20 protein-coding genes are annotated in these 23,642 nt (G+C 49.4%); 14 read left to right on the top strand and 6 right to left on the bottom strand.

The genetic code is table 11. The features are described from left to right. Nucleotides 1–274 precede the first annotated feature (274 nt). From def to AC2204_RS18450, 5 genes are all read left to right on the top strand, one after another. Complete coding sequence (gene def, locus AC2204_RS18470; RefSeq protein ID WP_318927253.1) at nucleotides 275–784, top strand: peptide deformylase; 510 nt, start codon at nucleotides 275–277, stop codon at nucleotides 782–784. Nucleotides 785–799: 15 nt separating this feature from the next. Continuing rightward, on the top strand, nucleotides 800–1,744 hold the full coding sequence (gene fmt, locus AC2204_RS18465) for a methionyl-tRNA formyltransferase (protein WP_318927252.1): 945 nt from the start codon (nucleotides 800–802) through the stop codon (nucleotides 1,742–1,744). Between the two features lie 236 nt (nucleotides 1,745–1,980). Further along, nucleotides 1,981–3,276 carry a 16S rRNA (cytosine(967)-C(5))-methyltransferase RsmB gene (gene rsmB / locus AC2204_RS18460; RefSeq protein ID WP_318927250.1) on the top strand — a complete coding sequence of 432 codons (1,296 nt, stop codon included), beginning with the start codon at nucleotides 1,981–1,983 and terminating at the stop codon, nucleotides 3,274–3,276. A 99-nt stretch (nucleotides 3,277–3,375) separates the two neighbouring features. Next, nucleotides 3,376–4,752: a Trk system potassium transporter TrkA gene (trkA, locus tag AC2204_RS18455; protein WP_318927249.1), complete on the top strand. Its 1,377-nt coding sequence runs from the start codon at nucleotides 3,376–3,378 to the stop codon at nucleotides 4,750–4,752. An 18-nt stretch (nucleotides 4,753–4,770) separates the two neighbouring features. Further along, nucleotides 4,771–6,216 (top strand): TrkH family potassium uptake protein, encoded by a 1,446-nt coding sequence (locus AC2204_RS18450; RefSeq protein WP_318927247.1) that lies wholly within the window; start codon nucleotides 4,771–4,773, stop codon nucleotides 6,214–6,216. 59 nt (nucleotides 6,217–6,275) lie between these two features. On the opposite strand, the gene trhA is transcribed toward AC2204_RS18450, so the two are convergent. Both trhA and AC2204_RS18440 read right to left on the bottom strand, forming a co-directional pair. Further along, on the bottom strand, nucleotides 6,276–6,935 hold the full coding sequence (gene trhA / locus AC2204_RS18445) for a PAQR family membrane homeostasis protein TrhA (RefSeq protein ID WP_318927245.1): 660 nt from the start codon (nucleotides 6,933–6,935) through the stop codon (nucleotides 6,276–6,278). A 169-nt stretch (nucleotides 6,936–7,104) separates the two neighbouring features. Further along, the gene (locus AC2204_RS18440) at nucleotides 7,105–7,782 is read right to left on the bottom strand and encodes a FadR/GntR family transcriptional regulator (RefSeq protein WP_318927243.1); all 678 of its coding nucleotides are present in this window, start codon (nucleotides 7,780–7,782) and stop codon (nucleotides 7,105–7,107) included. A gap of 705 nt (nucleotides 7,783–8,487) precedes the next feature. Here AC2204_RS18440 and AC2204_RS18435 point away from each other — a divergent pair. The 4 genes from AC2204_RS18435 to AC2204_RS18420 all read left to right on the top strand — a co-directional run bounded on the left by AC2204_RS18435 (nucleotide 8,488) and on the right by AC2204_RS18420 (nucleotide 12,206). Then, nucleotides 8,488–8,754: a YihD family protein gene (locus AC2204_RS18435; protein WP_318927241.1), complete on the top strand. Its 267-nt coding sequence runs from the start codon at nucleotides 8,488–8,490 to the stop codon at nucleotides 8,752–8,754. A 245-nt stretch (nucleotides 8,755–8,999) separates the two neighbouring features. Further along, nucleotides 9,000–10,430: a cytochrome c oxidase accessory protein CcoG gene (gene ccoG, locus AC2204_RS18430; RefSeq protein ID WP_318927239.1), complete on the top strand. Its 1,431-nt coding sequence runs from the start codon at nucleotides 9,000–9,002 to the stop codon at nucleotides 10,428–10,430. Nucleotides 10,431–10,531: 101 nt separating this feature from the next. Further along, on the top strand, nucleotides 10,532–11,518 hold the full coding sequence (locus AC2204_RS18425; RefSeq protein ID WP_318927237.1) for a serine/threonine protein kinase: 987 nt from the start codon (nucleotides 10,532–10,534) through the stop codon (nucleotides 11,516–11,518). Between the two features lie 85 nt (nucleotides 11,519–11,603). After that, nucleotides 11,604–12,206 (top strand): thiol:disulfide interchange protein DsbA/DsbL, encoded by a 603-nt coding sequence (locus tag AC2204_RS18420; RefSeq protein WP_318927235.1) that lies wholly within the window; start codon nucleotides 11,604–11,606, stop codon nucleotides 12,204–12,206. A 46-nt stretch (nucleotides 12,207–12,252) separates the two neighbouring features. On the opposite strand, the gene AC2204_RS18415 is transcribed toward AC2204_RS18420, so the two are convergent. Beyond that, nucleotides 12,253–13,785, bottom strand: a complete 1,533-nt coding sequence (locus tag AC2204_RS18415; RefSeq protein ID WP_318927233.1) for a YifB family Mg chelatase-like AAA ATPase — start codon at nucleotides 13,783–13,785, stop codon at nucleotides 12,253–12,255. Nucleotides 13,786–14,199: 414 nt separating this feature from the next. On the opposite strand from AC2204_RS18415, the gene ilvG reads away from it, so the two are divergent. The 5 genes from ilvG to ilvA are packed head-to-tail and all read left to right on the top strand — an operon-like array spanning nucleotide 14,200 to nucleotide 20,475. Further along, nucleotides 14,200–15,846 (top strand): acetolactate synthase 2 catalytic subunit, encoded by a 1,647-nt coding sequence (gene ilvG, locus AC2204_RS18410; protein WP_318927231.1) that lies wholly within the window; start codon nucleotides 14,200–14,202, stop codon nucleotides 15,844–15,846. Further along, nucleotides 15,846–16,094, top strand: coding sequence for an acetolactate synthase 2 small subunit (gene ilvM / locus AC2204_RS18405; protein WP_318927229.1), 249 nt, complete (start codon nucleotides 15,846–15,848; stop codon nucleotides 16,092–16,094). Before ilvG ends, ilvM begins: the two co-directional genes overlap by 1 nt. 21 nt (nucleotides 16,095–16,115) lie before the next feature. Next, complete coding sequence (locus AC2204_RS18400) at nucleotides 16,116–17,063, top strand: branched-chain amino acid transaminase (RefSeq protein WP_318927228.1); 948 nt, start codon at nucleotides 16,116–16,118, stop codon at nucleotides 17,061–17,063. Nucleotides 17,064–17,074: 11 nt separating this feature from the next. After that, nucleotides 17,075–18,916 carry a dihydroxy-acid dehydratase gene (gene ilvD, locus AC2204_RS18395; RefSeq protein ID WP_318927227.1) on the top strand — a complete coding sequence of 614 codons (1,842 nt, stop codon included), beginning with the start codon at nucleotides 17,075–17,077 and terminating at the stop codon, nucleotides 18,914–18,916. Nucleotides 18,917–18,921: 5 nt separating this feature from the next. Continuing rightward, nucleotides 18,922–20,475 (top strand): threonine ammonia-lyase, biosynthetic, encoded by a 1,554-nt coding sequence (gene ilvA / locus AC2204_RS18390; protein ID WP_318927225.1) that lies wholly within the window; start codon nucleotides 18,922–18,924, stop codon nucleotides 20,473–20,475. 49 nt (nucleotides 20,476–20,524) lie between these two features. On the opposite strand, the gene AC2204_RS18385 is transcribed toward ilvA, so the two are convergent. The 3 genes from AC2204_RS18385 to glmS all read right to left on the bottom strand — a co-directional run bounded on the left by AC2204_RS18385 (nucleotide 20,525) and on the right by glmS (nucleotide 23,642). Then, entirely contained in the window at nucleotides 20,525–20,890 is a 366-nt protein-coding gene (locus AC2204_RS18385; RefSeq protein ID WP_318927223.1) for a helix-turn-helix transcriptional regulator, read from the bottom strand. 249 nt (nucleotides 20,891–21,139) lie between these two features. Then, nucleotides 21,140–21,517: a helix-turn-helix transcriptional regulator gene (locus tag AC2204_RS18380; protein WP_318927221.1), complete on the bottom strand. Its 378-nt coding sequence runs from the start codon at nucleotides 21,515–21,517 to the stop codon at nucleotides 21,140–21,142. Between the two features lie 289 nt (nucleotides 21,518–21,806). Beyond that, nucleotides 21,807–23,642, bottom strand: a complete 1,836-nt coding sequence (gene glmS / locus AC2204_RS18375; RefSeq protein ID WP_318927220.1) for a glutamine--fructose-6-phosphate transaminase (isomerizing) — start codon at nucleotides 23,640–23,642, stop codon at nucleotides 21,807–21,809.

The following is a 23,642-nucleotide window of genomic DNA, read 5'->3' as shown; positions in this document are numbered from 1 at the left end:
GGCAACTTGGCGAACAGATAATGGTTTTGGGCACAGTTCAACTTTTCGTTGTTCCAAATACATCGGATACTTACCAAGTCTGCTGATAGCTCCCTAATCTACTACACCGCAATCTGTTCATTCTCTTGACTAATAATGCAAAGAATTCTTCCCTTCAATGATTATCACTGACGATGTTATACAGCCAATGCTGTTATTTGATCTTTAAAATGACTAGAATTAGAGCAAGTAAGCTATTTCCGTTTTTAGCACAGTTCAATTTTTCCGAGTACCTATGTCAGTATTACAAGTATTAATATTCCCTGATGAGCGTTTACGCACTGTCGCCAAACCCGTAGAAGCCGTCACACCTGAAATCCAGAAAATTGTCGATGACATGTTAGAAACCATGTATGACGAAGAGGGTATTGGCCTGGCAGCAACCCAGGTTGATATTCATCAGCGTATAGTTGTGATTGATATTTCTGAAGAACGCGACCAACCTATGGTGCTGATCAACCCGGAAATCACCGACAAACGCGGTGACGATGGTATCGAAGAAGGCTGCTTATCTGTTCCCGGTGCCAGAGCACTGGTTTCGCGCGCTGCGGAAGTGACCGTAAAAGCCCTCGATCGCGACGGTAATGAATTTAGCTTTGATGCCGATGATCTGCTGGCTATCTGCGTGCAGCATGAACTTGACCACCTGGCAGGAAAACTCTTTGTTGACTACCTGTCACCACTGAAGCGTCAGCGCATCAAGCAAAAGCTAGAAAAACTGAAGCGTATTCACGACAAAAATTAATCATTAGAGGTTACCTTGAGCAAACCGTTACGTATTGTTTTTGCTGGTACACCTGACTTCGCCGCCCGTCATCTGGCGGCGTTGTTGTCTTCACAGCATGAAGTTATCGCCGTTTACACCAAACCGGACAGCCCTGCCGGCCGCGGTAAAAAATTAACCGCCAGCCCAGTTAAAAATATCGCCCTAGCGAGTGATATTCCGGTTTATCAGCCCGCATCGCTGCGCAATGAAGCAGCTCAGCAAGAACTGAAAGCCCTCAATGCCGATCTCATGGTCGTCGTGGCATATGGCCTGATCCTGCCAACTGAAGTGCTGGAAACACCCAAGCTGGGCTGTATCAATGTGCACGGCTCGATCCTGCCTCGTTGGCGGGGAGCCGCACCGATTCAGCGCGCCATCTGGGCCGGTGATGAGGAAACAGGCGTCACCATCATGCAGATGGACGAAGGCCTCGATACAGGTGATATGCTGAGTATCGCAACCTTACCTATTGAAGCCGCAGACACCAGCGCCACCATGTATGAAAAGCTGGCCGGGCTCGGTCCTGAGGCATTGATTGATTGTTTAGCCAATATTGCCGCGGGTACGGCAGTTGCTGAAAAGCAAAATGATGAACTGGCAAACTATGCAAAGAAATTAAGCAAAGAAGAAGCAAAGATTGACTGGACCATGGATGCCGCCGCCATTGAGCGCTGCATTCGCGCCTTCAATCCATGGCCGATGAGCTTCTTTGAAGTTGCCGGGCAGAATGTCAAAGTGTGGCAAGCCGTTGTTGAAGAAGACAGCCAGGGTAAAGTTCCGGGCACGATCCTGTCAGCAGACAAGCAAGGCATTGCCGTCGCGACCGGAAAAGGCGCATTACGCCTCACCGAGCTTCAACCTCCCGGAAAGAAAGCGATGAAAGCGCAAGATTTACTCAACTCGCGCCGAGAATGGTTTGAACCTGGCACCGAACTGTAATTGTAAAGTCTGAAGCCTGTGCCCAGCCACTGGCTTTTTTCTTTGCAACATCATTGAAAACTATAACGACTCTGACCATAGCGGTTCAACACGACGCGACTACGTTCAAGAGCCAAAAAGCATGCGTACCATTTTTATACAAAATTTATCCGTATAATGGGGCGCTTTCGATGCCATTATTGAGCGAAGTAGCAAGATCGTGATGGCTACGTGGAAACTAATTTCAGGAAATACGTATGAACGTAAGAGCCGCAGCAGCCCAAGTTGTTTATCAGGTTGTTGATCAGGGGCAATCCCTTTCAGCTGCACTACCTGCAGCCCAGCAGCAAATTCGAGATCGTGACCATGCCTTGCTGCAAGAGATCTGCTACGGCGTACTACGCTGGCTGCCACGTTTAGAATCCATTACGACACAGCTAATGGATAAGCCCTTGAAAGGTAAACAACGTGTATTCCACCATTTGATTTTGGTGGGTTTGTACCAACTAGGCCACATGCGCATACCCGCTCACGCCGCTGTCGCAGAAACCGTTAATGCGACCAAAGATCTCAAGAAACCCCAGCTGCGCGGTTTAATTAATGCCATTTTGCGTAACTACCAACGCCAGCAGGAAAGTTTAGATGCCAAGGCAATGAGCCATGATGCCGGTAAATATGGCCACCCCGGCTGGTTACTAAAGCTGCTAAAACAAAGCTACCCGGAACAGCTGGAAGCGATTGTTACGGCAAACAATACCAAGGCACCAATGTGGCTACGGGTAAACCGCCAGCACCACACCCGAGAGGAATACCGCAAGCTTCTTGATGAGGCGGGTATCGAAACCGAATTACACCCAGAAGCCGCTGACGCGCTACGTTTATTGGCTCCTTGTGATGTCAGTAAGTTGCCTGGCTTTGCTGATGGCTGGTCTTCGGTACAGGATAGTGCCGCACAGTTGGCTGTCGATTACCTGCAGCCACAAGCCGGTGAATTAATTCTCGATTGTTGTGCAGCCCCCGGTGGTAAAACGGCCCATATCATGGAGCGCCAGCCAACAGCCAAGGTCGTGGCAATTGATTGCGATGAAAGGCGCCTGCTGCGAGTTCACGAAAATCTGGAACGCTTGCAGCTGGATGCAACGGTGCTGTGTGCCGATGCCCGTTATCCTGCCGATTGGTGGCAAGGAGAGAAGTTCGATCGAATCCTGCTTGATGCCCCTTGCTCTGCAACCGGTGTGATCCGCCGTCACCCTGATATCAAGTGGCTACGTCGCGCAGATGATATCGAAGCACTGGCCAGCCTGCAGGCTGAGATTTTCGACGCGATGTGGCAGCAACTGAAACCTGGCGGGACTCTGGTCTATGCTACCTGTTCAATCACACCGCAGGAAAACAGCCAGCAAGTGAAAAACTTCCTGGCCCGTACCGCCGATGCCACCCTGATCAATAGAGGCCAAGAAGCCGACAGCGATCCGGAACAGCCCGGTCGTCAGATCTTGCCCGGTGAGTCAGACATGGATGGTTTCTACTACGCCGTGTTACAAAAGCGCTAACGGTCACAAGGCTAACGACCACAGTACCAGAACATCTCAGGATGTTCTGGTACTGTGGTCGTTGTAACCAATACAGAAGAATATAATCAGGCATATGCTATGAAAATTATCATTCTCGGCGCCGGCCAGGTCGGTGGCACACTGGCTGAGAACCTTGTCGGTGAAAACAATGATATTACTATCGTTGATAAAGACCCTAAACGCCTGCGTGAATTGCAGGATAAATATGACCTGCGGGTTGTACAAGGTTTTGCCAGCCACCCCCGTACCTTGCGTGAAGCTGGCGCTCAGGATGCCGACATGTTGGTTGCCGTCACTAACTCTGACGAAACCAACATGATCGCCTGCCAAATCGCCTTTTCTCTGTTCAATACTCCCAACCGGGTCGCTCGCATCCGGTCGCCGGAATACCTCAAAGAAAAAGAGTTGTTATTCCAGTCAGATGCCGTACCGGTTGATCACCTGATTGCCCCGGAAGAACTGGTTACCGGGTATATCGAACGCTTGATCGAGTATCCAGGCGCGCTGCAGGTGGTCGGTTTTGCTGAAGATAAAGTCGGTCTGGTCGCCGTTAAAGCCTATTACGGTGGCCCGCTGGTCGGTAATGCCCTGTCGGCACTTCGCGAACACATGCCGCATGTCGATACGCGTGTTGCCGCCATTTTTCGCCAGGGGCAGCCGATTAGGCCGCAAGGTACCACCATTATCGAAGCTGATGACGAAGTGTTCTTCGTGGCAGCCAGTAACCATATCCGTTCGGTAATGAGTGAACTGCAACGTCTTGAGAAACCATACAAACGCCTGATGATTGTCGGCGGCGGTAATATCGGGGCAGGTCTGGCTCGTCGTCTGGAGCAGTCTTACAGTGTTAAGCTGATTGAACGTAATCCTGAACGCGCAGAAAATCTGTCAGAAATGCTGGAAAATACCATCGTCTTCTGTGGGGATGCCTCAGATCAGGAACTGCTGAGCGAAGAGCATATTGAGCAAATTGATGTGTTCATTGCGGTAACCAATGACGATGAAGCCAACATCATGTCGGCGATGCTGGCCAAACGCATGGGCGCCAAAAAAGTCATGGTGCTGATCCAGCGCGGTGCGTATGTGGACTTAGTGCAAGGCGGCAATATTGATATCGCGATCTCCCCACAGCAGGCAACCATTTCAGCCTTACTGACCCATGTCCGCAGAGCCGATATTGTCAATGTCTCTTCATTGCGCCGCGGGGCCGCTGAAGCCATTGAGGCTATCGCCCACGGTGATTCCAGCACCTCGAAAGTCGTTGGCCGTGCCATTGGTGATATCAAGCTTCCACCGGGTACCACCATTGGCGCAGTGGTTCGTGGCGATGAAGTACTGATTGCCCACGACCGCACATTAATAGAGCAGGATGATCACGTCGTGATGTTCCTGGTTGATAAAAAATATATCCCAGATGTTGAGCGCTTATTCCAACCAAGCCCGTTCTTCTTGTAAGACTACCTGTATAACATTATGGTCAATTTTCGTCCCATATTATTCGTAATTGGGCTGGTTCTATCTAAGATAGCCCTGTTCATGTACGTCCCGACTCTGGTCGCCTTTTTTACCGGCACCGGCGGGTTTATCGATTTTGCCATTGCGGTATTCATCACCCATACCGTGGCTTTTCTGTGCCTGACATTTGGCCGTACCCAGAAGTTTAAATTAGGGGTCAGGGATATGTTCCTGATCACCACGCTGGTGTGGACGATTGCCAGTGCCTTTGCCGCATTACCCTTCGTGTTTATCAACCATATCAGCTTTACCGATGCTTACTTTGAAACCATGTCGGGGATCACCACGACCGGTTCGACGGTGCTCAGCGGTCTGGATGATATGGCACCGAGTATTCTGCTATGGCGTTCCACCTTACAATGGCTCGGGGGGATTGGCTTCATTGTCATGGGGGTCGCGATCCTGCCGATGCTCAACGTCGGGGGAATGCGCCTGTTCCAGACGGAATCATCAGACTGGTCAGAGAAAAGCTCACCTCGAACCAAGAGCGTGGCGAAGAATATCGTGATCGTCTATCTGGTCCTGACTCTGCTGTGTATTCTCGGTTTTATCATGACAGGGATGAACACCTTCGATGCCATAAACCATGCGTTCACTACCTTATCAACCGGAGGCTACTCAACCTCAGATGGTTCAATGAATCACTTTTCCAACAGTGCTCACTGGGTCGCGATTGTTTTCATGTTCGCGGGTGGGTTACCGTTTCTGCTATTCGTCCAGGTTTTGCGGAAAAAAAGTGCCGCAGCACTACTGACCGACGCCCAGGTACGTGGCTTCACATTATTGGTTCTGACTGCAGGGCTGATCGTGGCATTGTGGTTAACCTGGAAACTGGATTACGCCTTTAGCGATGCATTTAGAGTTTCGCTGTTTAACATCATTTCAGTCGTCACCACCACCGGGTTCGGCCTTGATGACTTTACGTCCTGGGGTCCACTGCCAAGCATTATCTTTGCCTTTATTATGCTGGTCGGGGGATGTTCGGGTTCAACGGCTGGCGGGATCAAGATCTTCCGCTTTCAGGTCGCTTTTGCCTTATTGCGCAAACAAATGATGCAGCTGATCCATCCGTCAGGAATGTTCATCCAGCGTTATAACGGCCGGCCGGTCACAGAAAGCATCGTCCGCTCAGTGGTCGCATTCGCCTTAACCTTTATCATCACGATCGTACTTATTGCCGCCATACTTGGCCTCCTGGGGTTAGACCCGGTAACCAGTGTTACCGGAGCCGTCACTGCGGTTGCCAATGTCGGGCCGGGGATGGGCAATGTCATTGGCCCGACCGGTAATTTTGCGACGCTGCCGGATCTCGCCAAATGGGTCCTGAGCTTCGGGATGCTGATGGGGCGCCTGGAAATACTGACCGTCTTAGTGGTGTTCTTTCCGGCCTTCTGGCGTAACTAATCGACTAGACAGCAATAAAGAGAGCGAGATCGCTCTCTTTGACTATCTGACCCGGCAGTTTAAATCGGCTTGACGTAATAGTAGATAGCAAAGAAATGGCACATCGTACCGCCGAGCACAAACAGATGCCAGATGGCGTGGTTATAAGGAATACGATCATTAACGTAAAACACCACGCCCAGCGAATAGATCACTCCGCCTAAGCCAAGCAACACTAGGCCGCCATGCGATAGCGACAAGGCCAGTTGATAGATCGCAATCAACGATAACCAGCCCATGGTAAGGTACGTCACCAGCGACAGGCGTTTAAAGCGGTAGACAAAGATAATTTTCAGCGCGATTCCTATCAGTGCCAAGCCCCATATCACGGTCATTAACGTGATGGCCAAAGGGGTGCGTAATGAAATCAGCAAGAAAGGGGTATAAGTACCGGCAATCAGCAGATAGATTGCACAGTGATCAAAGGTTTTCAGGGCGCGTTTGGTCCGTTCAAAAGGGATCGCATGGTATAAAGTAGACGCGAGATACAGCAATATCATGCTGCTCCCATAAATACTCAGGCTGACAAGGCTCAGAGCATCGGCATTGGCATCTATCGCCTGAAGCAACAATAAAACCAGGCCCACGATACCAAAAATCATCCCGAAGCCATGGCTGATACTATTAGCCACTTCTTCAGCTGTCGAATATTCTGGCTTTAGCGCCATATTCTTACTCATCTCAGCCATCCCAACGTAGGTTTCATGTTCAAAACATAAGCAGTATGACACAGTTGAACTTACACTTGTAAGCTCAACCTGAAACAGCCTTAAAAATAATCTCTCTGATGATGAACATGAACCAAAACTCACCTTGACCATTGGTGTTTTTAAAGAAAAATGCTGCTCGCTATTTTAGCAGCTCAACCGTAGCTCGGCGGGCCGCGTCAGGATCTCGCGCGATAATGCCATCAACAATACGTTGATGAATATCCAGCTTCAATAACCGATCCCGGGTAATAATACGGAAATAGTTTTCAAAAACCGCTTTAAACAAATTACCAAACGGACTGATAAAATGGTTACCGGAAGCAAAATAGATCAGTTGATGATACCGCGTATCGACTTCAATCCATTTATTCTGATCAAAATGCTTACCCAGACTATGCATTTCCTGCATCAGGGCCTGTAGTTCATCCCGATCGCTATCACTGGCATTCAGAGCAGTCAACGCCGCGGCCTCTGGCTCTAAGGTGAGTCGTACCTGCTGAAACTCTGCCACTAATTCGCAATGTTCATCAAAATTCAACCAGGCCAGTAAATCCTGATCGAGATAATTCCAGTTACGCTTTGGCAAGACTCGGGTGCCAATACGCGGGCGGGGCAATACCATACCTTTCGCCGCCAGCATCTTGATCGCTTCGCGAACCGCAGTACGGCTGACGCCGTACATTTCACCGAGTTCAACTTCTCCCGGTAAAATGTCACCGGGCTTTGTTTCTCCCTGTAATATACGTTGTCCGATTGATTCTGCTAATTTATAAGACAAGTTGCGATTAACGACTAATCGCTGCTGATCGTGTTCCATTCACCCTCTCTACACAGGCTCTTTTTTATAATAGTTTCTGCATTACACCATAAAGCCATGGCTGTGAAACAGCTTATCTTCACACTTGCAACACAAGCCCTACATTCTCTTTCTATTCAACATAAAATTGACGAAAAACACCACATTAAGCGCTCATAGTTTGCTCGACTTATCATTCGCTTGTTGCTATTCTCTGCGCCGAAAATAACACGAAAAACCCAATATCTCGGTTCCGGACGGGCTTTGCCTATGGGGTTACCCCTGCGGAGGTATTGATTTTATTTTTTGGCCACGGATGAGCCTGACACTAGGTAAATCATGCGCCCTGCATCCCCGGCCAGGTATATAAGTACCACCCCTCGCAGTCCATCTCGTTTACGCAGCAGCACTTTTGCTCCAAGGTTTAAAACAAAAAAAGTGCCTCAGCACGTTGCAGACGTTCACACCATGCCGGTCCACGAGCCAGTTGGTGTAACCCCTGATAACGAGCAAGCCGCTTAATCCTCGTCCTTACGGGGGCTATCAGTCAAAGGCAGTGCTACCCTCGCTGCCTTTTGTTCATCCCGATCATTTTTCACCTAGCATTATGCCTCCTGCCGCCGTATCACGGCCTTGTTACCATTTGTATCAATCCAAAGTTTGTTATAATTTACCCGCCATAAAATATAACAATATTTTCAGCTCAGCCTTAATTGTGGAGAAAAAATGAAGACCCATCGCGTTAACGAACTGATTGAATTGATCCACCCTGAATGGAAAAAAGACCCAGATCTCAACCTGGTTCAATTTCTTATCAAACTGGCTGAAGAAGCAAAATACGAAGGTCAATTAGAAGACTTGACCGATGACGTGCTGATCTATCATCTGAAAATGCGCAACAGCGATGATAAAACAATGATCCCGGGCATCGCTAAAGATTGCGAAAATGATTTCAAAACTGCGATATTACGTGCTCGCGGCATTATAAAATAAGACTGACCCTGTTACATCCTCGGGTATTTCATCATGGCTGATCATCAGATCAGCCCTCTTCCCCGCTATAGCCCCCACTCACGCCACCTATTGCTGAAACTATGACCTTGTTAGAGTAATCGGCCCACGAGGTGTTATATAATTAACAACATCTGCTTATTATAATTTACATATCGGTCAGGCAACGTACCTGAGCCGGAAGCCTTTTGCTAATTCAGTATAAGGAAGCCCGAGGAAGTCATGTCATGAGCCACGAGAAAATTAAAATCAAGGATGTCACCGCGCAGCAATTTAATCCCAAGACGCACAAAGGCACCTCCGATCGTTTCAATCCAAGCAATCAAATCTATGTCCGTGCCGTTAAAGGAATTTATCAGAAATTGCGCCAACGTATGGGGTGGCTGTTTATGCTGCTTTTTATGGGCGTACCGTGGATTTCTTATGGTGACCGTCAGGCTATTTTACTGGATATTGGCCACCAGCAGTTTAACTTCTTTGGCACTACCCTATGGCCGCAAGATTTAACCCTGCTGGCCGTCCTGTTCATGATTGCGGCCTTTGCTCTGTTTTTTGTGACCACTTTTCTGGGACGCGTCTGGTGTGGTTATTTCTGTCCGCAAACGGTCTGGACCTTCATCTATATCTGGTTTGAAGAAAAACTCGAAGGCGCCGCCAATAAGCGCCGTAAGCAAGATTCCCTGCCAATGACCGGAAAATTGCTGGGCAGGAAAATCCTGAAACATACCGCCTGGTGGGCCGTAGCATTGGCTACCGGCCTCACTTTTGTTGGCTATTTTTTGCCAATAAAAGAATTGGTTATCGATTTTTTCACCTTTAATGTCGGCTTCTGGGCCGGTTTCTGGGTACTGTTTTTTGCCGGTTGTACCTATGCCAATGCAGGCTGGATGCGTTCTATTGTCTGTATCCATATGTGCCCTTACGCCCGCTTCCAATCCGCGATGTTCGACAAAGATACTTACATCGTTGGTTATAATGCTGAACGCGGGGAAGCTCGCGGGCCGCGTCCGCGTAAAAAAGATCCGAAAGCGTTAGGGCTGGGTGACTGTATTGACTGTGACCTGTGTGTTCAGGTATGCCCGACCGGGATCGATATTCGTGACGGCCTGCAATATGAATGCATTAACTGCGGAGCCTGTGTCGATGCTTGTGATCAGACCATGGAACGCATGGGGTATGAGACACGCCTGATCAGCTATACCACAGAGCATAAGCTAGAAGGGCATAAAACCCATGTTTTGCGTCCTAAACTGCTCGGCTATGGTGCGGTCATGGTCGCCATGGCAGGCCTGTTCTTATACTTACTCGCCTCTGTGCAGCCTATGGGGCTGGATGTTCTGCGTGACCGCAACGATTTATTCCGGATCAATAATGAAGGCCTGATAGAAAATACCTATACCTTAAAAATTCTCAATAAAACCCAGCAGGATACCACCTACACGCTCGCGGTCGATGGACTGGAAGACGTTGAATGGTATGGCCCGCAAACAGTGACTATTTCTGCAGGCGAAATTTATACCTTGCCAATCAGCCTGGGGGTTGATCCTTATTTATTGAAAACCCCCATTGCGGATATCACTTTTATTCTGGAAAGAGGCGAAGGGGAAAACAAAATCCGGCTACAGACCGAGAGCCGGTTTATCGGCGAACTTCGCTAACCCAGTTCATCACTATGAGCCAGAAAAGGGCCTAATCAGGCCCTTTTTCAATATGATGATATACTACCGCTTTAATTACCTAGGTTTCGGAATTGGTCACCATGACACAACAAGGCTTTAGTTTTTCCGATCTGACTCCTGATTTATTGCTCGACGCCATTGAAAGTACTGGTGTACGGGCCGAATCAGGATTACTGGCGCTTAACAGCTATGAAAATCGCGTCTATCAATTTAAAGCCGAAGACGGCGAGCGTTATGTGGTCAAGTTCTATCGCCCGCAACGCTGGAGTAATGAGCAAATTCAGGAAGAGCACGATTTTACTCATGAACTTGCTGAACACGAAATTCCGGTAGCAGCACCTATCGCCTTTGCGGGTGAAACCTTGATGCATTTTGAGCAACATCGTTTTGCACTGTTCCCAAGTGTTGGCGGTCGCCAATTTGAAGTGGATAACCTTGACCAGCTTGAGTGGGTCGGGCGCTTTCTCGGCCGTATCCACCGTGCCGGCCAGAGCAAAGCATTTATCCATCGCCCCACCATCGGGCTGGATGAATACCTTCACCAACCTCGCCAGATTTTAGAAAATGCGGATTTTATTCCAGATCACCTTAAAACCGTCTTTTTTTCCGATCTGGATTTACTGATCCGCGAACTCAGCCAGCACTGGCATACAGACTGGCAATCCATTCGCCTTCATGGCGACTGCCATCCCGGCAATATAATGTGGCGTGACGGACCACTCTTTGTCGACCTGGATGATGCGCGAAATGGTCCAGCCGTGCAGGATTTATGGATGTTGTTAAACGGCGAGCGCCATGACCAAATGGCCCAGCTAGATACTCTGCTGGAAGCTTATAGCGAATTTGCTGACTTTAACCCCAAAGAATTGCAACTAATTGAGCCTTTACGCGGTCTTAGAATGGTGCACTATATGGCCTGGTTAGCAAAACGCTGGCAAGATCCGGCATTTCCGCGTGCATTCCCATGGTTTGCTGATGCAAAATACTGGGAAGGCCAAGTGCTTTCATTTAAAGAACAACTGGCTGCTTTAAATGAACCCCCACTACAGCTGATGCCGCAGTGGTAAGATCCTCACAATAAACAGTTCCACCCATAACAAAAGAAATAGCCCGGTGCTATTTCTGTTAATACCTCAGGGAGTACACCTAAACATGATGAAGAAACTACTCGCTCTAGCCAGCGTAGCCTTATTGTCTTTTTCCGTTCACGCGGCCAAGTTTACGGAAGGCGATCATTACAAAGTGCTTGAACTGCCCCAATCAAGCAGCCCGATAGTGACAGAGTTCTTCTCTTTCTACTGCCCGCACTGTCATAGCTTTGAACCCATGATTCAGGCACTGAAAAAAACGTTGCCAGACAACGCTAAACTACAAAAAAACCATGTGTCGTTCATGGGCGGTCCAATGGGTAATTCCATGAGTAAAGCCTATTCGACGGCCGTGGTTATGGGGGTGGAGGACAAAATGACCCCAGTACTGTTTAACCGTATTCACACCATGAAAAAGCCCCCTCGCAACGATCAGGAACTTCGTCAAATCTTTATCGATGAAGGCATGAGTGCCGAGGATTTTGATGGTGCCTACAACAGCTTTGCCGTTAACTCTATGGTAAACCGCTCCAATAAAGCCTTCACGGACAGCGGCTTAACTGGTGTCCCTGCGGTGATTGTTAACAACAAGTACCTGGTACAAGCCGGTAAGATTAAATCGACTGAAGAGTATTTTGAACTGGTTAACTTCCTGTTGAAAAAGTAAGTTTCCGTCTTTGTTCAGAAAGGGCCAGAGGCCCTTTTTTTATCGGCTATATCACCTGTGCCGTCAGCCTTTTTAATAACCGATCCATCGAGCGGTAACCAAGCGCTTCCGCTAAATGCCCCCGCTCAATGTGTTCTTTACCCCCCAGATCGGCAATAGTCCTGGCCACCTTGATGATCCGGTGATAGGCACGAACCGACAACCCCAGCTGGTGCAACGCCGCTTCCAAAAATTGGGCATCCGCTTTCGCTAATTCGCAATGCTTATCCAGCTCTCGGATCGATAACAGGGCATTGACTTTCCCACCACGCGCCAACATCACTTGCCGGGCCTGAAGAACCCGCCGCTTTATCACCTCGCTGGGCTCACCACGATCACCGCCTTCGGCCAATGTGCCACGGGGCAGGGCGGGAATTTCAATCGACATATCAAACCTGTCAAGAAGCGGACCGGAAAGGCGGCCTAGATACCGCAATATGGCCTGCGGATTGGTCCGGGTTTGATTACCTTCGTAATAACCTGTCGGACTGGGATTAAGGGCGCCTATTAGTTGAAAGCGGGCCGGAAAACACGTTTTGCTGGTGGCACGCGAAATCACGATCTCCCCCGATTCTAAGGGTTCTCTCAACGAATCAAGGGCTTTTCGATCAAATTCCGGCATCTCATCAAGAAACAAAATACCGTTATGGGCCAGCGAGATCTCACCCGGTTTCGGGACAGATCCGCCACCCACGAGTGCAGCCATTGAACTAGAGTGATGCGGGGTACGAAAAGGGCGTTTTAACCAATTCCCTTCGTGCAGGGCTTGTTGCGTTAGCGAAGCAACCGCCGCGGTTTCCAGCGCCTCCTCGTGATCCATGTCAGGCAACAAATCACACAGCCGTGATGCCAGCATGGTTTTCCCCGTGCCGGGCGGCCCCAGAAACAGCAAATTATGGCTACCGGCAGCAGCAATTTCCAATGCCCGCTTACCTTGTTGCTGACCAATAATATCTTGCATATCACGGGTGAAATCCGGCCTTTCCAGTTCAATTTCAGCTTCACTCCGATAGTGCAACCGCAACTGTTGCTGACCACACAAATGGGCGCAAACCGTTAATAAACCTGCAGCCGACTTATGCTGTTCTTTACCCACCAGGGCAACCTGATCACCATTATCATCAGGCACGACCAAACAGCGCCGGGCTTTCATCGCCGCTAAAGCGGCAGGCAGCGCACCTTTAACCATTCGCAATTCACCAGACAACGCCAATTCACCTAAAAACTCATGATCTTTCAGCTTATTTGCTGGAATTTGACCTGATGCGGCAAGGATACCCAAGGCAATAGGCAGATCAAACCGTCCCCCTTCTTTGGGTAAATCTGCGGGTGCCAAATTCACGGTGATCCGCCGGGACGGGAATTCAAAATTGGTATTAACAATCGCACTTCTGACTCTATCACGGGCTTCTTTGACCGTTGTCTCTGGCAAGCCGACTAAATTAAAAGCTGGCATTCCGTTACTCAGATGCACTTCAACCGTGACGGCTGGCGCATCAACACCAACACAAGCTCTGCTATGAACAATGGCAAGCGGCATTTTTAATCATCCTGATGATATGGCAGACAAATAAGTTAATAAACGTCATCAACTCCGTTTCACAAATAGCCTATTTATGCAGATCATTTGCAAAGAAATCTTAAGTTTTTCCTTGTCATGCGAGCCATGTCTGTGTTACCAATTAAGAAGAGCAACAAATAAACAATAAAAACTGGACAGACAGTAGATGCCATTTAACGCCAAAGCCATTGCACTCATTATTAACGTCATCGTGGTGATTATTTTACCGCGAGAGGGGCTGGCAGGCGTAAGGTAACACCAAACACAACAAACGCAGAAAGCCCCCGCACCAAACCGGTTCGGGGGCTTTTTTTTAAACACTGGACGTAAATAGGCTGAAAGAACTAGCGATACGTCTTTCAGCAACTCGCAAGCAGGGAAAGGGGAGCAGCGATGACAGGGGCAGAGTTAGTTGTTACAGCGCTGCAACAACAGGGGATAGCCACGATATTTGGTTATCCAGGCGGCGCGATCATGCCAATCTATGACGCGCTATATGATGGTGGTGTCGAACACATTCTTTGCCGCCATGAACAAGGGGCAGCAATGGCTGCAATTGGTATGGCTCGAGCCACTCAGGATGTCGCGGTCTGCATGGCAACATCAGGCCCCGGGGCGACCAATCTCGTCACCGGTTTAGCCGATGCGTTTCTTGATTCGGTTCCGCTGGTCGCGATAACCGGACAGGTAGCCAGTTCGCATATCGGTACCGATGCCTTCCAGGAAATGGATGTGATAGGCATGTCATTATCCTGTACCAAACACAGCTATCTCGTCACGGATATCAACGACCTTGCCCCAACGTTAGCGGAGGCATTCATCGTTGCCAAAGCTGGCCGACCGGGTCCGGTTATTGTTGATATCGCCAAAGATGTGCAGCTTGCCCAAGCCCCCGTCGAAGTACTGCCACTTATTGAGCCTCCCGCCATGCCCGTGGCAACAACAGAGTCGATCGCTGCAGCACAGCGTCTTTTGTCTGAAAGTCAGCGCCCGGTGCTTTATGTCGGCGGAGGGGTGCAACTGGCCAAAGCAACCGAGACTGTCCGTTCGTTTCTACGCCTTAACCCAATGCCTTCCGTGAGTACGCTTAAAGGGTTGGGTACCGTGGAACGCCATGACCCGCACTACTTGGGGATGCTCGGTATGCACGGTACCAAGGCTGCTAACTTAGTGGTGCAAGAATCGGACTTATTGATTGTTGTCGGTGCCCGTTTTGATGATCGGGTGACGGGTAAACTGGATACCTTTGCCCCGCATGCCAAAGTGATTCACTTAGATATTGATGCCGCAGAGTTCAGCAAGCTGCGTCATGCCCATGCCCCCCTGCGTGGCGATGTTAATGTGATTTTGCCACAGTTAGAGCTATCACAAGACATCACGCCCTGGGTCCGGCACAGTGAAAGGGTACGGTCTGATTTCAAATGGCGCTATAACCACCCGGGCGATCTTATTTATGCGCCACTGTTGCTGAAGCAACTCTCAGACATGATGCCTGACAGCGCGATGATCTCAACCGACGTCGGCCAGCACCAAATGTGGGCAGCGCAACATACCCAGCCGCGCCAGCCGCAAAACTACATTACTTCTGCCGGCTTGGGTACGATGGGCTTTGGTTTGCCCGCGGCGATGGGGGCCAAAGTCGCCAGGCCAGATGATGAATCGATCCTGATCTCGGGAGATGGCTCATTCATGATGAATGTGCAAGAGCTGGGTACGCTAAAGCGTAAGCAAATTCCAGTGAAGATGGTGCTGATCAATAACCAGCGCCTGGGCATGGTAAGACAGTGGCAATCGCTGTTCTTTGATGGCCGCCACAGCGAAACGATCTTAGATGACAACCCTGATTTTGTCGTACTGGCGAGTGCTTTTGGTATTCCGGGAAAAACCATCACCAAGAAAGAAGACGTTGAACCGGCTTTAAAAGAGATGCTAGCCAGTAAAACGGCATACTTACTTCACGTACTGATCTCTGAAGAAGAAAATGTGTGGCCGTTAGTTCCGCCCGGCGCTGCCAACCAAGATATGCTGGAGAATACCTAATGGAAAGATATTTACTCGACATCAAAGCGGATGATAAACCAGTATTACTAGAACGCGTATTACGCGTTATCCGTCACCGCGGCTTTATTATAAAAAAAGTGGTGGCGACCCAAAATCATGAAAGCAAAATTGCGAGTGTCGAAATTATCGTCGACAGCGATCGCCCCATCAGTACGCTTATCAATCAGATAGAAAAGCTTTGGGATATTCGCACCGTCGATACAACAATATTGGAAAACCGAGATTAGTGTATAAGGAAGGAACACAACATGGCAAAAACAGCAGATTATATTTGGTTTAATGGTGAAATGGTTCCCTGGGCAGAGGCGAACGTTCACGTCCTAACCCATGCTATGCACTACGGCACGTCGGTTTTTGAAGGCATTCGATGCTACAACACGCCAAAAGGCCCGATTGTTTTCCGCCATAAGGAACACATGGATCGCCTCAAAAACTCGGCAAAAATTTACCGCTTTCCGATCCCATACTCCTCTGAAGAGCTAATGGAAATATGCCGCGAGACGATTCGCGCCAACAAACTAGAATCGGCTTACATTCGTCCACTGGGCTATGTCGGCAATGTTGGGCTAGGGGTCTGCCCGCCGGTTGATACCGAAATGGATCTGATTGTTGCAGCTTTCCCATGGGGGTCGTACCTTGGCGAAGAGGCTCTTGAAAATGGTGTCGATGCGATGATTTCCAGCTGGAACCGCGCCGCGCCAAATACCATTCCTACCGCTGCCAAAGCGGGGGGGAACTATCTGTCATCGCTGCTGGTTGGCAGTGAAGCGCGCCGCCACGGTTATGCCGAAGGGATCGCCCTCAGCGTTGACGGTTACCTTTCTGAAGGTGCCGGTGAAAATATTTTTGTGGTACGTAATGGGGTCCTCTCTACCCCCCCGGCCACCAGCGCTATCCTACCGGGCATCACCCGAGACTCAATCATGGTGCTGGCGAAAGAAATGGGCTACACGGTACGGGAAGAAAATATTGCCCGCGAAGCGCTATACCTTGCCGATGAAGTTTTCATGACCGGCACGGCAGCTGAGATCGTTCCAGTTCGCAGTGTAGACCAAATCACCGTGGGTGAAGGCCAGCGCGGTCCAATCACCAAAGACATCCAAGCGGCTTACTTCGGTCTGTTTAACGGCACCACAGAAGATAAGTGGGGCTGGTTAGATTACGTATATTCCGACCATGCACCATCTGCTAAATAAAGGACTTAACAATGCCTCAATATCGAAGTGCAACGACAACTCATGGACGAAATATGGCAGGTGCGCGCGCTTTATGGCGAGCAACCGGGGTTAAAGATGAAGATTTCGGTAAACCCATTATCGCCGTAGTGAACTCATTTACCCAGTTTGTACCCGGCCACGTCCACCTCAAAGACATGGGACAGTTGGTCGCAAGGGAAATCGAGAAAGCCGGCGGTATCGCCAAGGAATTTAATACCATTGCCGTTGATGACGGTATCGCCATGGGTCACGGCGGCATGTTGTATTCACTGCCATCACGCGAACTGATCGCCGATTCTGTCGAGTATATGGTCAATGCCCACTGCGCCGATGCCATGGTGTGCATCTCGAACTGTGACAAGATCACCCCGGGGATGCTGATGGCAGCACTGCGGATCAACATCCCGGTGATTTTTGTCTCGGGTGGCCCGATGGAAGCAGGGAAAACCAAATTATCCGATCAGATCCTCAAGCTGGATCTGGTTGATGCGATGATCCAAGGTGCCGATCCAAACGTCTCTGATGAGCAGAGCGAGCAAATAGAACGGTCTGCTTGCCCGACCTGCGGATCGTGTTCCGGTATGTTCACCGCCAACTCGATGAACTGCCTGACCGAAGCGCTCGGTTTAAGCCAGCCGGGTAACGGTTCAATGCTGGCTACCCATGCCGATCGTGAACAGCTGTTTCTTAATGCCGGCAAACGCATTGTTCAACTGACTAAGCGCTACTACGAGCAGGATGATGAAACCGCACTGCCACGCCATATCGCCAGCAAAAAAGCCTTTGAAAATGCCATGGCGCTGGATATTGCGATGGGCGGCTCAACCAATACCGTATTGCACCTGCTGGCCTCGGCACAAGAAGGCGAGATTGATTTCACCATGGAAGATATCGATCGGATGTCTCGCCGTGTTCCCCACCTGTGTAAAGTCGCACCGTCTACTCAGCAATATCATATGGAAGATGTCCACCGTGCGGGTGGCGTATACGGTATTTTAGGCGAACTCAACCGCGCCGGTTTATTCCATAGCGATTGTCATAACGTGCTGGGACAAACTTTTGCGGAATCTTTAGCGCAGTTTGATATTGCCGTAACGGACTCCCAGGAAGTCAAAGATTTCTTCCGCGCGGGCCCTGCGGGTATTCGTACCACCAAAGCCTTCTCGCAGGATTGTCGCTGGGACAGTGTCGACGATGACCGTGAAAATGGCTGTATTCGCAATAAAGCCCACGCCTTTAGCCAGGATGGCGGCCTTGCGGTGCTATCGGGCAACATGGCCCCGGATGGCTGTATTGTGAAAACCGCCGGGGTTGATGAAAGCTGCTTAACCTTCAGCGGCCCGGCCGTCGTATTTGAAAGCCAGGATTCTGCCGTGGAAGGCATTCTAGGCGGCAAAGTGAAAGCCGGTGATGTGGTTGTTATTCGCTATGAAGGCCCGAAAGGCGGCCCGGGCATGCAGGAAATGCTCTATCCGACCACTTATCTTAAGTCGATGGGTCTGGGCAAAGAGTGCGCCCTGATCACCGATGGCCGCTTCTCTGGCGGTACCAGCGGCCTCTCTATTGGGCATGTTTCACCGGAAGCTGCCAGCGGTGGCACTATTGGTTTGATCCGCAATGGTGATATCGTCGATATTGATATTCCCAATCGCAGTATTGAACTACGCGTCGATGAGGCGGAATTGGCACAACGCCGCGAAGCAACCAATCAAATCGGCTGGAAGCCCGCCGATCGCCAGCGTGACGTGTCGTATGCGCTGCGTGCGTACGCGCTTCTTGCCACCAGCGCCGACAAAGGCGCTATCCGCGATAAATCTAAACTCGAAGGGTAATGATGATGAGCGAAGTAAAACAGGCCGGAAGTACAGAGCTATTAAGCGGAGCCGATTACCTTCGCGATATTCTTCGGGCACCGGTCTACGAGGTGGCGCAAGTCACCCCGCTGCAAAGCATGAGTCGACTATCAGCCAGAATCGGTAATGACGTGCAACTGAAACGAGAAGACCGCCAGCCGGTCCACTCGTTCAAGCTACGTGGTGCCTATAACATGATGTCACAGCTAACTCAGGGTCAGCGACAAGCAGGCGTCATTGCCGCTTCTGCCGGTAACCATGCCCAGGGGTTGGCACTGTCAGGCCATAAGCTAAATGTACAGGCAACCATTGTCATGCCGCTTACTACACCGGATATCAAGGTCGAAGCGGTCAAAAGCTTTGGCGGCAAAGTAATACTGCATGGCAATAACTTTGACGAAGCAAAAAGCCACGCAGAAAACCTGGCTCGACAGCATGGGTATACCTTCATCCCGCCATTCGATCACCCATCGATCATTGCGGGTCAGGGCACCATCGGTATGGAGCTGGTTCAGCAAAATGGTCATCTCGACTATGTTTTTGTTCCGGTTGGCGGCGGTGGCCTTGCCGCAGGGGTATCGGTACTGCTCAAACAGCTGATGCCAGAGATCAAAGTCATTGGCGTCGAAGCAGAAGATTCGGCCTGTTTAAAGGCGGCACTGGATGCCGGAGAGCCTGTCACGCTAGATCAGGTGGGCATGTTTGCCGACGGTGTTGCGGTTAAGCGTATCGGCGAGGAAACGTTCCGTTTATGCCAACAGTACCTTGATGATGTCATTACCGTCAGCAGCGATGAAATATGCTCGGCAGTGAAAGATATCTTTGAAGATACCCGTGCTATCGCAGAGCCGTCAGGGGCGCTGTCTCTGGCAGGTTTAAAAAAATATACCGAAGTCCATGGTGTACAGAATAAGCAGCTGGCTGCCATTTTGTCTGGTGCCAATCTTAATTTCCATGGCTTACGTTATGTTTCGGAACGTTGCGAGTTAGGTGAGAAACGAGAAGGCTTGCTGGCCGTCACCATCCCTGAGCGCCAGGGCGCCTTTCTCGACTTCTGCCATATCTTAGGCGGCCGGGCGGTAACGGAGTTTAACTATCGTTATAACGATGACACGCTGGCGAATGTCTTTGTCGGGATCCGTTTAATGCGGGGGCAAGAAGAGCTTGATGGCATCATTCAGGATCTGCGTAAAGGCGGCTATCCCGTGGTCGACCTATCTGACGATGAAATGGCCAAGGTGCATGTTCGCTATATGATTGGCGGCCGCCCGTCAAAGCCATTACAGGAAAGGCTGTACAGTTTTGAATTCCCTGAATATCCCGGTGCGCTACTGAAATTTCTGACGACCTTGGGATCGCACTGGAATATCAGTCTGTTCAATTATCGTAATCACGGTGCCGATTACGGTCGGGTGCTGTGTGGCTTTGAGCTGGGAGAGCAAGATTTACTGTCTTTTACCAGCCATTTACGTGAGCTTGGCTACCAGTGGAAAGATGAAACCGGGAATCCGGCTTACCAGTTTTTCCTCGCCCAATAAACAATAATAGCCACGTCTTAACAACAAAAGCAGCCATCCGGCTGCTTTTTCACTTCCGCTTGAGATCAGCGACGTAATCCACCCAGCAAGAGACAAAGTTAATATTATGCTCTATCAGACGGGCTCTCATTGAACGGGGAACCTGAGCAAACAGAGCAAGTAATTGCTGGATATATTCTTGCTCATTTTGGGATACCGGCCCTTCACCATCATAAATAAACCAGGATAATGGCCGTCTGGTGATCTCGGCAACCCTGAGCAGGGTTGACACTCTCGGCTCGGTTTTACCTGACTCCAGATCCAAATACGTCTGCCGCGCAATACCTAATTGCTCAGCCATGCCAACTTGAGTGATTTTGTTCCACTCTCTGGCTTCCCGAATTTTCTCAGCGATCCGTGATTTTGAGTATTCCATCCACACACCATCTATTTAATATCACTACCTACAACACAATTAACGCCATTAAAATAGAATGGTTGTTACATAACTTGTCGGTATTAAAGATGAATTATGCCGCCGATAAACATAACATCACGTCACGAAAACTGAAAATGTGAAGCGAAACCTCCGATGTCAGGCCAACTGGGCAAACAAAAACAACCGTGCCCACCTTGGCATACACGCCATGTGCGCCACCGTGAATAGCGGTAGCAAAAAAGGAGATTATTTCTCTTTCAACGTTAATGCTTTGGTGTACTCCACAATAAAGCCAGCCAGGTTAATGCTTTGCTGTAAAATGACATTTCTCGCCGAGTGGGGTAAACAGCTAAAGGATTTTAACAAGCGATCTATCTCATCTTTATATTCGCTTTCTAAAATATCAATGCCTTCATCACCATAAACAAACCAGGTAAGAGGACGTTCGGTAATTTCCGCGATCTCAGATAACAGTCTGACTTTAGGCTCTGTCTTTCCGGTTTCCAAATCAAGATAAGTCTGACGGGCAACACGTAACTGCTGTGCCATGTGCACCTGAGTCAGCCCCTTCCATTCACGTGCTTCTTTAATACGTGCAGCAATTTGGGCTTTTGAATCTGTCATAAATAACCTCCAATACAGATCAAATGAAGACTACCTGGCTTTTGTAACCAGGTACGCACAACATCAGCCAACTCTGAATTAGAATTAATTCAATCAATAACTTAAATGTTATTTTTATTTTTTTAATTGCAAGATAATAAAAGCCATCAGTCTTTTTCTTATTTGCAACAAATTCGTCATTGATGTACTAAAGAATAGACGTTCACTTTTTTTGTTACAGGCTAAAACAAAAAAAAGCGCCACTATTGGCGCCTTTTCTCATTTTTAAGACATTTAACGGCGGATAAATTTATTCAACCGTTACGGCTTTGGCCAGATTTCGCGGTTGATCCACATCGGTCCCTTTGATCAAGGCAACATGATAAGACAGTAACTGCATCGGTACGGTATAGAAGATAGGCGCAATAATATCGTCTACTCGTGGCATCGTGATGATCTTCATTCCTTCACATGCTTCAAAGCCCGCTTCGCTATCGGCAAAGACATACAGCAACCCACCGCGGGCACGGACTTCTTCGATGTTAGACTTCAGCTTCTCTAACAGATCATTGGTTGGTGCCACCACGATAACCGGCATATCGGCATCAATCAGCGCCAATGGACCATGTTTCAGTTCACCCGCCGCATAAGCTTCAGCATGAATATAAGAGATCTCTTTCAGCTTCAGTGACGCTTCCATGGCTATTGGATAAAATTCACCACGACCCAGGAACAGGGCATGGTGCTTGTCGGCAAAGTCTTCAGCTAACTGTTCAATTGGCTTATCAAACGCCAGTGCTTTTTCAATTTGTGTCGGTAGCTGATGTAGAGAATTGACTATTTCTTTCTCTTTTGCGGTATCAATCAGCCCTTTTTCTTTGCCCAGCGCAGTGACAAACATTAGCAGGGTAACCAGCTGGGTCGTAAATGCTTTGGTCGATGCAACACCGATCTCTGTACCGGCACGGGTCATGAAAGCCAGATCTGATTCACGTACCAGAGAAGAGCCCGCAACATTACAGATCGTCATCGCTGACATGTAGCCTTTCTCTTTCGCCAGGCGCAGGGCAGCCAGTGTATCTGCTGTTTCACCTGACTGGGACAAGGTGATCAACAGGCTGTTAGGGCGGGTGACAAACTTACGGTAACGGAACTCCGAGGCAATTTCGACATCACAGCTCACTCCGGCCATCGCTTCAAACCAGTAACGGGCCACCATCCCGGCATTGTAAGAAGTGCCACAGGCAACAATCTGTACATGCTCAACATTTTCCAGAATATCTCTCGCACCATTACCGATGCTGTCAACAATCACCGAGTCGCTATTGATGCGACCTTCCATGGTATTGATCAGTGCGCTAGGCTGCTCGTAAATCTCTTTTTGCATGTAGTGACGGTACTGTCCTTTATCCGCCGCATCTTGCTGCAGGTTGGATTCGTGGATTTCACGTTCAACCGGTTGGCCATCAACATCAAAGATATTGACTTCACGGCGGGTAATTTCAGCCACATCGCCTTCTTCAAGGAACATGAAGCGACGGGTCACATTCAGTAAGGCTAGTTGATCTGAAGCCAGGAAGTTTTCGCCAATACCGAGACCGATCACCAGCGGGCTACCTGAACGCGCCACAACCACACGCTCAGGATCACGGCGATCCATCACCACGGTACCGTAGGCACCTTCCAGCTGCGCTGCTGTTTTCTGTACCGCTTTGAGCAGGGTAGATGCGGTACGCAGTTCCCATTCCACCAAGTGAGCAATCACTTCGGTATCGGTCTGCGAAACAAACGTATAACCACGTTCGGTCAGCAATCCACGCAGCTCTTCATGGTTTTCAATGATGCCGTTGTGTACCAGGGCAATATTATCACCAGACATATGGGGGTGGGCATTAACTTCAGACGGCTCACCGTGGGTCGCCCAACGGGTATGGGCAATACCTGTACCGCCACTCAGCGGCGAACTATCAACAGCGCTGGCCAGTTCCTGGACTTTACCTAAACGACGTACGCGTTTCAGGTTATTTTCACTATCGACAATCGCCACACCTGCTGAGTCGTAACCCCTGTATTCAAGACGACGCAGGCCTTCAACTAAAATTTCTGCCACATCACGCTGGGCAACAGCACCGACAATCCCGCACAT

It is taken from the genome of Photobacterium sp., from assembly GCF_057456235.1.
The sequence above is the reverse complement of the archived record's forward strand: the minus strand, read 5'-3'. Positions and strand labels throughout refer to the sequence as shown.

Excerpts from the sequence above, each read along its gene's own strand:
- ccoG (WP_318927239.1), top strand. The coding sequence starts at position 9,000 with ATGAGCCACGAGAAAATTAAAATCAAGGATGTCACCGCGCAGCAATTT.
- AC2204_RS18415 (WP_318927233.1), bottom strand. The coding sequence starts at position 13,785 with ATGCCGCTTGCCATTGTTCATAGCAGAGCTTGTGTTGGTGTTGATGCG.
- AC2204_RS18400 (WP_318927228.1), top strand. The coding sequence starts at position 16,116 with ATGGCAAAAACAGCAGATTATATTTGGTTTAATGGTGAAATGGTTCCC.
- AC2204_RS18440 (WP_318927243.1), bottom strand. The coding sequence starts at position 7,782 with ATGGAACACGATCAGCAGCGATTAGTCGTTAATCGCAACTTGTCTTAT.
- AC2204_RS18385 (WP_318927223.1), bottom strand. The coding sequence starts at position 20,890 with ATGGAATACTCAAAATCACGGATCGCTGAGAAAATTCGGGAAGCCAGA.
- glmS (WP_318927220.1), bottom strand. The coding sequence starts at position 23,642 with ATGTGCGGGATTGTCGGTGCTGTTGCCCAGCGTGATGTGGCAGAAATT.
- ilvD (WP_318927227.1), top strand. The coding sequence starts at position 17,075 with ATGCCTCAATATCGAAGTGCAACGACAACTCATGGACGAAATATGGCA.
- rsmB (WP_318927250.1), top strand. The coding sequence starts at position 1,981 with ATGAACGTAAGAGCCGCAGCAGCCCAAGTTGTTTATCAGGTTGTTGAT.
- AC2204_RS18450 (WP_318927247.1), top strand. The coding sequence starts at position 4,771 with ATGGTCAATTTTCGTCCCATATTATTCGTAATTGGGCTGGTTCTATCT.
- ilvA (WP_318927225.1), top strand. The coding sequence starts at position 18,922 with ATGAGCGAAGTAAAACAGGCCGGAAGTACAGAGCTATTAAGCGGAGCC.
- AC2204_RS18380 (WP_318927221.1), bottom strand. The coding sequence starts at position 21,517 with ATGACAGATTCAAAAGCCCAAATTGCTGCACGTATTAAAGAAGCACGT.
- AC2204_RS18435 (WP_318927241.1), top strand. The coding sequence starts at position 8,488 with ATGAAGACCCATCGCGTTAACGAACTGATTGAATTGATCCACCCTGAA.
- ilvG (WP_318927231.1), top strand. The coding sequence starts at position 14,200 with ATGACAGGGGCAGAGTTAGTTGTTACAGCGCTGCAACAACAGGGGATA.
- AC2204_RS18425 (WP_318927237.1), top strand. The coding sequence starts at position 10,532 with ATGACACAACAAGGCTTTAGTTTTTCCGATCTGACTCCTGATTTATTG.
- def (WP_318927253.1), top strand. The coding sequence starts at position 275 with ATGTCAGTATTACAAGTATTAATATTCCCTGATGAGCGTTTACGCACT.
- ilvM (WP_318927229.1), top strand. The coding sequence starts at position 15,846 with ATGGAAAGATATTTACTCGACATCAAAGCGGATGATAAACCAGTATTA.
- trhA (WP_318927245.1), bottom strand. The coding sequence starts at position 6,935 with ATGAGTAAGAATATGGCGCTAAAGCCAGAATATTCGACAGCTGAAGAA.
- AC2204_RS18420 (WP_318927235.1), top strand. The coding sequence starts at position 11,604 with ATGATGAAGAAACTACTCGCTCTAGCCAGCGTAGCCTTATTGTCTTTT.
- trkA (WP_318927249.1), top strand. The coding sequence starts at position 3,376 with ATGAAAATTATCATTCTCGGCGCCGGCCAGGTCGGTGGCACACTGGCT.